Origin of the sequence: Pelomonas margarita, from assembly GCF_043555875.1 — a bacterium.
In the GTDB taxonomy this organism is placed as follows: Bacteria; Pseudomonadota; Gammaproteobacteria; order Burkholderiales; family Burkholderiaceae_C; genus Pelomonas; species Pelomonas margarita.
In genome coordinates this window covers 192759-199206 of record NZ_JBIGHW010000009.1, presented here as the reverse complement: position 1 = coordinate 199206, position 6448 = coordinate 192759, and the positions used below count along the sequence as shown (strand labels likewise).

Sequence of the window (6448 nt, the reverse complement as noted above, 5' to 3'; positions counted from 1 at the left end):
CGGGCGCTGAGGCGGGGTCAGTGGCCGTCGCCTCGGGCGCAAGCGCCACAGGAATGAACTGCAGCGCCGCAGCTGTCGGCGGCGTCACGGCTGCAGGCATGGGAGCCACGGTCCTCGGTGCAGACAGCCCGGCACGCTTGATGCCACGGCCGACCAGCCACTTGCGCACGAGGTTGACGTTGAGGCCGTGCGCCAGCGCGATGGCCGCCACCGAAGCGCCAGGCGCTTGGCACTCGGCCAGAACTTGCGCCTTGAACTCGGCGCTGTGTACGCGCCTCTGGGATCTGGGATGCATAGGTGCCCACCTATTGGAATTGGTGGGCACCATCGTCACGGATGCTTCGGCGCCGTTCAAGATGGAGCGGCTGGACGCTCACACTGAGCCACTCAGAATTCGGTCGGCGCCAACAAGCAGGAGCTTTCGGGGCTGCGATACGCCTGAGACCAGCTTCACTAGTGTTCATGCGAGTCTCAGGCGTTTTGCAGTCCCGACGTGCAGGCGTGCCGGCTGGGGCCGCTTCTGACGTTGGAATCTCGAACGTTGGCAATGGCCGCATGCCGCGCGCCACGAGAGAATGAGTGCATGGATGCCAAACCTGTGCCCGCCCAGCCCGCCGCCAAGCCGGTCCGCCGGCCTGCTCTGGTGGTGGCCGCACAGTCGGCCAGTACGAGCTATCGGACCAACCTCCCACCCGAGGTGCTGGGCGATGCCCTGCGCACCGGCACCATGCCGACCGACTTCATGGCGCACATCGGCACGCTGCTCGATGAGGCGCCCACATGTCGATGCTGGCCAAGGTCGTCGAGCAGATCCACTCCGACGACGGCATGCATCATGAGCTGGTGTGGTCCAACATGCGCAGCCTGGCCAGGTCGTTGAAGCTCACACGGGATATCGGCGTGCAGGCGCTGCTCAAGGACCAGCAGGCTATCGACGCGGCAGACGTGACAGCTGGTCGCCAAGCAGCATCACCATCGTGGCAGCGTCGATGACGTCGGCCTGCGCATAGCGCGATCACCGAGCGCTCAGTCGCATCAGGCGTCGCGTCGTCGCGGGCCATCTGAGCCCCTCGATTTGTCCAAGTGCTTGATCTGGCAGTGGGTTGAGTTCAGAACTCAATGAACTTCGACAGCAACTGTCGAAAACCATTCCGCTCGACTGGGCGGCTTGGGCTAGGGGTAGACCGCGACGCGCCTCCTGCGGCTCCTAGAGCATTTGGCTGGCCAGGGAAGGGCAGGGGAGGGCGGTGCCTGCCAGGCCTGTCGGTGCTGAGGTGGCGCCCAAAAGACCTTTCAAGTGCCCGGCAGAGATTTGGCTTGTGCAACCAAAGTTGCACAAAAATGCGTGTGTGTGTATTCTTGGTTTGTGCCAAAAGCCGCTGTTTCCGTAGCGAACCTGCCCAGTCCTGTACAGATTTCCTTGGAAGTCCTTGGAGGCCATCTGCGGCTCGGCCGAAAGCGACGGAAGGAGTCGCTCCGGTCTTGGGCCTTGCGGATGGATGTGTCCGTTCCGACCTTGGCTGCCATGGAGAAAGGCGATCCGCGCGTCAGCATGGGTGTGTATGCCACCGCTTTGTGGCTGCTCGGCCGAGATGGCGCGTTGCGGGATCTGGCGGCGCCAGAGCACGACGCCCAGGCTTTGGCGCAGGAGATCCTGGCCATTGAGAAGAGGGGGAGCCGCCGCCGTGAATAGCGCCTACAAGCCGCAAGACACCATGAGCCTGTGGTGGCTTGGTGACGGGCCGTCGTCGCCGCGAAGCGTCGGCCAGGTCTTCCTGGCCGAGGGCAACCGCAAAGTTGGACTGGAGTACTCGGCCGACTGGCTGCGGCACGGCTTCCCTCTCAGCGAAGACCTGCCCTTGGGCCGAGGCGTCTACGTGCCCAAGGAGCGAGACATGGCTGTCGGCGCCGTTGACGATGCGCGCCCGGATCGCTGGGGCGAGCGCGTGATTCGCAACCTCTACAAGCCCTCACGGCTGTCGGTGCTGGAGTACCTCTACTTTGCGGGCGATGACCGCTTCGGCGCGCTGGGTGTCTCGACGGATGCTGGCGGCTACCGGCCCAGCAGCGGTGGTGCCATGGCGAGCTTGGCGAACCTCGACGACATGCAGCGTGCGGTTGCTGCGGTCCTGGCCGACGAGAAGCTGGACGAGCGGCTGGTGCGCTTGGTCAAGCCCGGCCCGTCGTTCGGCGGTGCTCGGCCCAAGTCCTTGATCGAAATGGATGGCGCGCAGTGGGTCGTGAAGTTCTCCGAAGGAGAGGACTTCAACACGGAGCTGGTCGAGCACGCCACCATGCGTCTTGCCAGCCAATGCGGGATCGACGTGGCGCAGACGCGCGCGCTGCCTTTGGTCCACGGGCACGCCGTCGCCGTGAAGCGGTTTGATCGAAGCGGCGATCAGCGCTCGCATGTGATCTCTGCCAACACCGTGTTGCGCGCCAACGGCCTGCCTATGGGCTATCCGGAACTCGCGCAGAGCCTGCGCCGGCTCGGACGAGCGCAAGCCATTCGCGGGCAACAGAAGGAGTTGTTCACACGCATGGTCTTCAACATCCTGATGGACAACACGGATGACCATGAGAAGAACCATGCCTTCGTGCGCGCGGCCGACGGGTTCTACGACCTGTCACCGGCCTACGACGTCGTGCCGTCGGTTCAGGGGCTGGGCCAACAGCAGCTCAGGGTTGGCAAGCAGCAGGCCGATGCCTCGCTGGAGAACGCGCTGTCGGAAGTGCAGGCCTTCGGGCTCACGAAAGACACGGCCGTTGAGGCAGTCAAGCGCGTGGCTTCGGCCGTGGATGGGTGGAAGGAGTTCTTTCAGGGGCACGGCGTGAGCAATCGCGACTTGGACCAGTTGGCCCAGTACATCGATGGACCTAATCTGAAGGATCAGCGCGACGAGTTCATCGACAGGAAAACCAAGGGCCTCTCCAGGTAGCACGCGTGCGTTTGGATCCTGGCATGAGGTCTCATGGGATGCCCAGTGACGTCAGTAGAGCCAGAGTGACCTTTCTTATGCGCGTGAATGAACAGAATCCCTGAAAGTTCAGACTTGAATGAGCAGGGAGTTCAGAGCTCTCCGAGCGACCTCTTTGCAAGTGCTTGATCTCTCAGTGGGTAGAGTTCAGAACTCATTAAATTTCGACAAGTTGGTAGAGTTCAGAATCCACTGAACATCCACAGCTACCCAAGCCACTGCCATGCGCCGCCTGCTGCTTGCCGCCCTCCTGTCCACCACTGCTGTCGCCCAGGCGCAGGTGAAGGTCGACGATCCCTGGGTGCGCGCCACCGTGGCGCCGCAGAAGGCCACCGGTGCCTTCATGCAGCTGACCGCCGACAAGCCGATGAAGCTGATGGCCGTCAGCTCGCCGCTGACCGGCATGGTCGAGATCCACGAGATGAAGATGGACGCTGGCGTCATGAAGATGCGCCAGGTCGAAGCCCTCGCACTGCCGGCCGGTCAGGCCGTGGCGCTGAAGCCGGGGGGCTATCACGTCATGCTGATGGGCCTGACGGCGCCGGTGAAAGCCGGCGACACCGTGCCGCTGACGCTGACGGTGGAGGGGGCCGACGGCAAGCGCACGGCTGTGGACGTCCAAGCCAAGGCGCGCTGAGGCGGCCTCGCCAGAAAACGCTCAAGTTTGCGGCGCGCAGGTCGATCTGCACTGATCCCGTCGTCGGAAACTGCCGTGCTGCCTCCCGTCAACGCCACCGCCAGCGCCGCCCCAGCCGGGGTGGCTGCGTCGCCCGCGCCGGCACGCCGGGCCGAGCCGGACGCAGCGTCCACCGTGGTGACCGTGTCGGCTGCCGGCACGCAGGCTGCGGCGTCGCAGGACGCGGCCAAGGTCGCCACCGGCACTGTCCATGTCAGCGCCGACGTGAACCGCGATGGCACGGTGTCGGACCAGGAGCACCAAACCGAGACCGCCCAGCTGGCGCTCAAGCGGGCCCAGATGGAAGGCGCCCCCAACCTGGACCGGGCTCTGGAGGCCTACCAGGCGGTCGCGTCGCTGGCCGACGTGCAGCGCTGAGCCACGCTCAGGCGCGCGTCGCGTTGGCGGCGATGCCGGCCGCCAGCGGCAGCCACAGCGGCTCCGGCAGGTCGTGGCCCCAGCCGGCAATGATGTCCAGTTGCGCACCGGCGATGCGCCGTGCCAGGTCGTGCGCGGCGGCCACAGGGATCAGCGGGTCATGCTCGCCGTGCTGGATGAGCGTGGGCGTGGTGATGCGGCCCAGCCGGGCGGCGCGGTGACGGTCGGCCGCGATGGCCACCAACTGGCGCGCCACCGCCTGCGGTCGGAACGAGCGCCGCACGCTGTGCGCGATGCGCTCGCGCAGCGCCTGCGGCTCGGTCGGGTAGCCGGGGCTGCCGATCAGCCGGTACAGCGCCACGAAGTGATCCAGCACATGCGCCAAGCGCTGCTCCGGCGTGGCCGCCGGGCGCGGGCGTGACAGCAGCGCCCGGCGCACGCGCAGGCTCTCGGTGGGCAAGGCGCGGTCGCCGCTGGTGGTCATCATCAGCGTCAGGCTCTTGAGCCGCTCGCCATGCGAGAAGCCCAGGTGCTGGGCCACCATGCCGCCCATGGAGGCGCCGCACACATGGGCGCGGTCGATGCCCAGCGCGTCCAGCACCCCGACGGCGTCACGCGCCAGATCGGCCAGCTGGTAGGGCGCCTTGACCGGCAGGTGCAGCGTGTGCAGCAGCGCGGTCAGCGGCAGGTTGGGCGTACCCAGCGCGTCGAAGGGCTGGGACAGGCCCACGTCGCGGTTGTCGAAGCGGATGACGCGAAAGCCGTGGCTCACCAGCGCGTCCACGAAGCCCTCGGGCCAGGCCACGAGTTGCATGCCCAGCCCTATGACGAGCAGCAGCGGCTCGCCGTCTGCCGGGCCGTGGATGTCGACTTCGAGGCGGACGCCGTTGGCGCTGACCTGCATCAGTCTGGCGTCATCAGCCCAGGTCGGCCTGGCGTTCGATGATGCGCGACACCAGGCCGTAGGCGATGGCCTCGTCAGTGCCCATCCAGAAGTCGCGCTCGATGTCCACGCGCACGCGCTCCAGCGGCTGGCCGGTCTCGCGGGCGATGACGGCGGCGATGCGCTCGCGGGTGCGGATGATTTCCTTGGCCTGGATGGCGATGTCGCTGGCCTGGCCACCGGCGCCGCCGGCCGGCTGGTGGATCATGAAGCGCGTGTTGGGCAGCGCCAGGCGGCGCTCCTTGGGCGCGGCCAGGTAGATGTGTGTGCCGGCGCTGGCCACCCAGCCCGTGCCCACCACCGTGACCGGGGCGCGCACGAAGCGGATCATGTCGTGGATGGCGTCGCCGCTCTCCACATGGCCGCCGGGGCTGGAGATGAGCAGCGTGATGGGCGCGTCGGATTCCTGGCTCAGCGCCAGCAGGCGGCGGCAGGTGGCGTGGGCCATCTTGTCGTCGATCTCGCCAAAGATCATCACGTAGCGGCCCTTGAAGAGCAGCTGCTCTTCCATCTTCTCGGGGGCGGCGTCCTTCTTGGCGGCCTTGTCGTCGGCGGCGAGGGTGTGGTGGTGCATGGCAGTCCTTGTGTCAGGCCGCAACCATACAGGCTGTTGCGGCGGGGAAGCGGTGTGGGGTCAGTCGACGGCGTGCGGGGTCTTGTAGAACCACCGCCGCGAGCCCTTGGGTTCGAAGTGCTGCCACTGCCCCTCGGGCTGGGCCAACCGGTCGGCCAGCGCGAACAGGGCCATGGGGTTGAAACCCAGGCCGATGTGGCTGGCCTGCACCTCGATGTTCTCGGCCAGCGGCGAAGGCTCCATGACGCTGCAGCGCCAGGCGACAACGCCGTCGGTCTTGGAGTAGATGGACGTCGTGGGCACCGGCGGTGCCTCGCGGATGGCGTCCATCAGCGCCGGGTCGTGGGCCGTGTGGCCGCTGACCATCTCGAAGAAGCGCCAGGCGTTCGTCGCCCGCGGGTGGCCGGTGAAGGGCGTGCCCAGCGTGACGACACAGCGTGTCTGCGCGGGGCATTCCTTGGCCAGCTCGCGGGCATAGATGCCGCCCAGGCTCCAGCCCACCAGGCTGACCTTGCGGTGGTGGCGGCGCTGCAGGTCCTGCAGCCGGGCCTTGCACTGCTCCAGCACGCCGGTGCGCGGGCCGAAGTTGAAGCCCTGGCCCCAGGGCTGGGTGGCATAGCCCAGCGCGTCCAGCAGTGCGCGCAGCGGCGCAGTGCTGAGGTCGTTGGCGCCCAGGCCGGGGAAGACCAACACCGGGTGGCCGTCGCCGCGTGGCAGCTTGCGCATCCAGGGCAGCGCGGCCAGCAGGGCGGCGTACTCCCACGGCGCACGGCCCTCCAGCATCAGCAGCCACGCGTTGGGCGCGCGCAGGTCGTCGTGGTCGGGGGTGTCGGGCGTCGAAGAAGGCCGGCGCGGAATGCGCGGCGGGCGGGAGGCGGGCATGCGGAACAGGGAAACGG

9 protein-coding genes are annotated in these 6448 nt (G+C 67.2%); 5 read left to right on the top strand and 4 right to left on the bottom strand.

Going from position 1 to position 6448, the window contains the following annotated elements; all coding sequences use genetic code 11:
- On the bottom strand, positions 1–295 hold a 295-nt coding region (locus ACG0Z3_RS16925; RefSeq protein WP_394399546.1), incomplete at its 3' end, for a transposase.
- Between the two features lie 485 nt (positions 296–780).
- Between ACG0Z3_RS16925 and ACG0Z3_RS16920 the strand changes: the two genes are divergently transcribed.
- From ACG0Z3_RS16920 to ACG0Z3_RS16900, 5 genes are all read left to right on the top strand, one after another.
- Positions 781–993 carry a hypothetical protein gene (locus tag ACG0Z3_RS16920; RefSeq protein WP_394399543.1) on the top strand — a complete coding sequence of 71 codons (213 nt, stop codon included), beginning with the start codon at positions 781–783 and terminating at the stop codon, positions 991–993.
- Between the two features lie 532 nt (positions 994–1525).
- Positions 1526–1693 carry a hypothetical protein gene (locus ACG0Z3_RS16915; protein ID WP_394399541.1) on the top strand — a complete coding sequence of 56 codons (168 nt, stop codon included), beginning with the start codon at positions 1526–1528 and terminating at the stop codon, positions 1691–1693.
- Between the two features lie 22 nt (positions 1694–1715).
- Positions 1716–2939: a type II toxin-antitoxin system HipA family toxin gene (locus ACG0Z3_RS16910; RefSeq protein ID WP_394399539.1), complete on the top strand. Its 1224-nt coding sequence runs from the start codon at positions 1716–1718 to the stop codon at positions 2937–2939.
- Between the two features lie 262 nt (positions 2940–3201).
- Positions 3202–3615 carry a copper chaperone PCu(A)C gene (locus ACG0Z3_RS16905; RefSeq protein WP_394399537.1) on the top strand — a complete coding sequence of 138 codons (414 nt, stop codon included), beginning with the start codon at positions 3202–3204 and terminating at the stop codon, positions 3613–3615.
- A gap of 75 nt (positions 3616–3690) precedes the next feature.
- A complete protein-coding gene (locus tag ACG0Z3_RS16900) occupies positions 3691–4032 on the top strand; it encodes a hypothetical protein (RefSeq protein WP_394399535.1) in 342 nt (113 codons plus the stop codon).
- Positions 4033–4039: 7 nt separating this feature from the next.
- Here the strand turns inward: ACG0Z3_RS16900 and ACG0Z3_RS16895 are convergent, their stop codons facing one another.
- The 3 genes from ACG0Z3_RS16895 to ACG0Z3_RS16885 are packed head-to-tail and all read right to left on the bottom strand — an operon-like array spanning position 4040 to position 6431.
- Positions 4040–4936: an alpha/beta fold hydrolase gene (locus ACG0Z3_RS16895; RefSeq protein WP_394399532.1), complete on the bottom strand. Its 897-nt coding sequence runs from the start codon at positions 4934–4936 to the stop codon at positions 4040–4042.
- A 13-nt stretch (positions 4937–4949) separates the two neighbouring features.
- Complete coding sequence (locus ACG0Z3_RS16890) at positions 4950–5549, bottom strand: ATP-dependent Clp protease proteolytic subunit (RefSeq protein WP_394399530.1); 600 nt, start codon at positions 5547–5549, stop codon at positions 4950–4952.
- Positions 5550–5609: 60 nt separating this feature from the next.
- Positions 5610–6431 carry an esterase/lipase family protein gene (locus ACG0Z3_RS16885; protein ID WP_394399528.1) on the bottom strand — a complete coding sequence of 274 codons (822 nt, stop codon included), beginning with the start codon at positions 6429–6431 and terminating at the stop codon, positions 5610–5612.
- Positions 6432–6448: the final 17 nt, after the last annotated feature.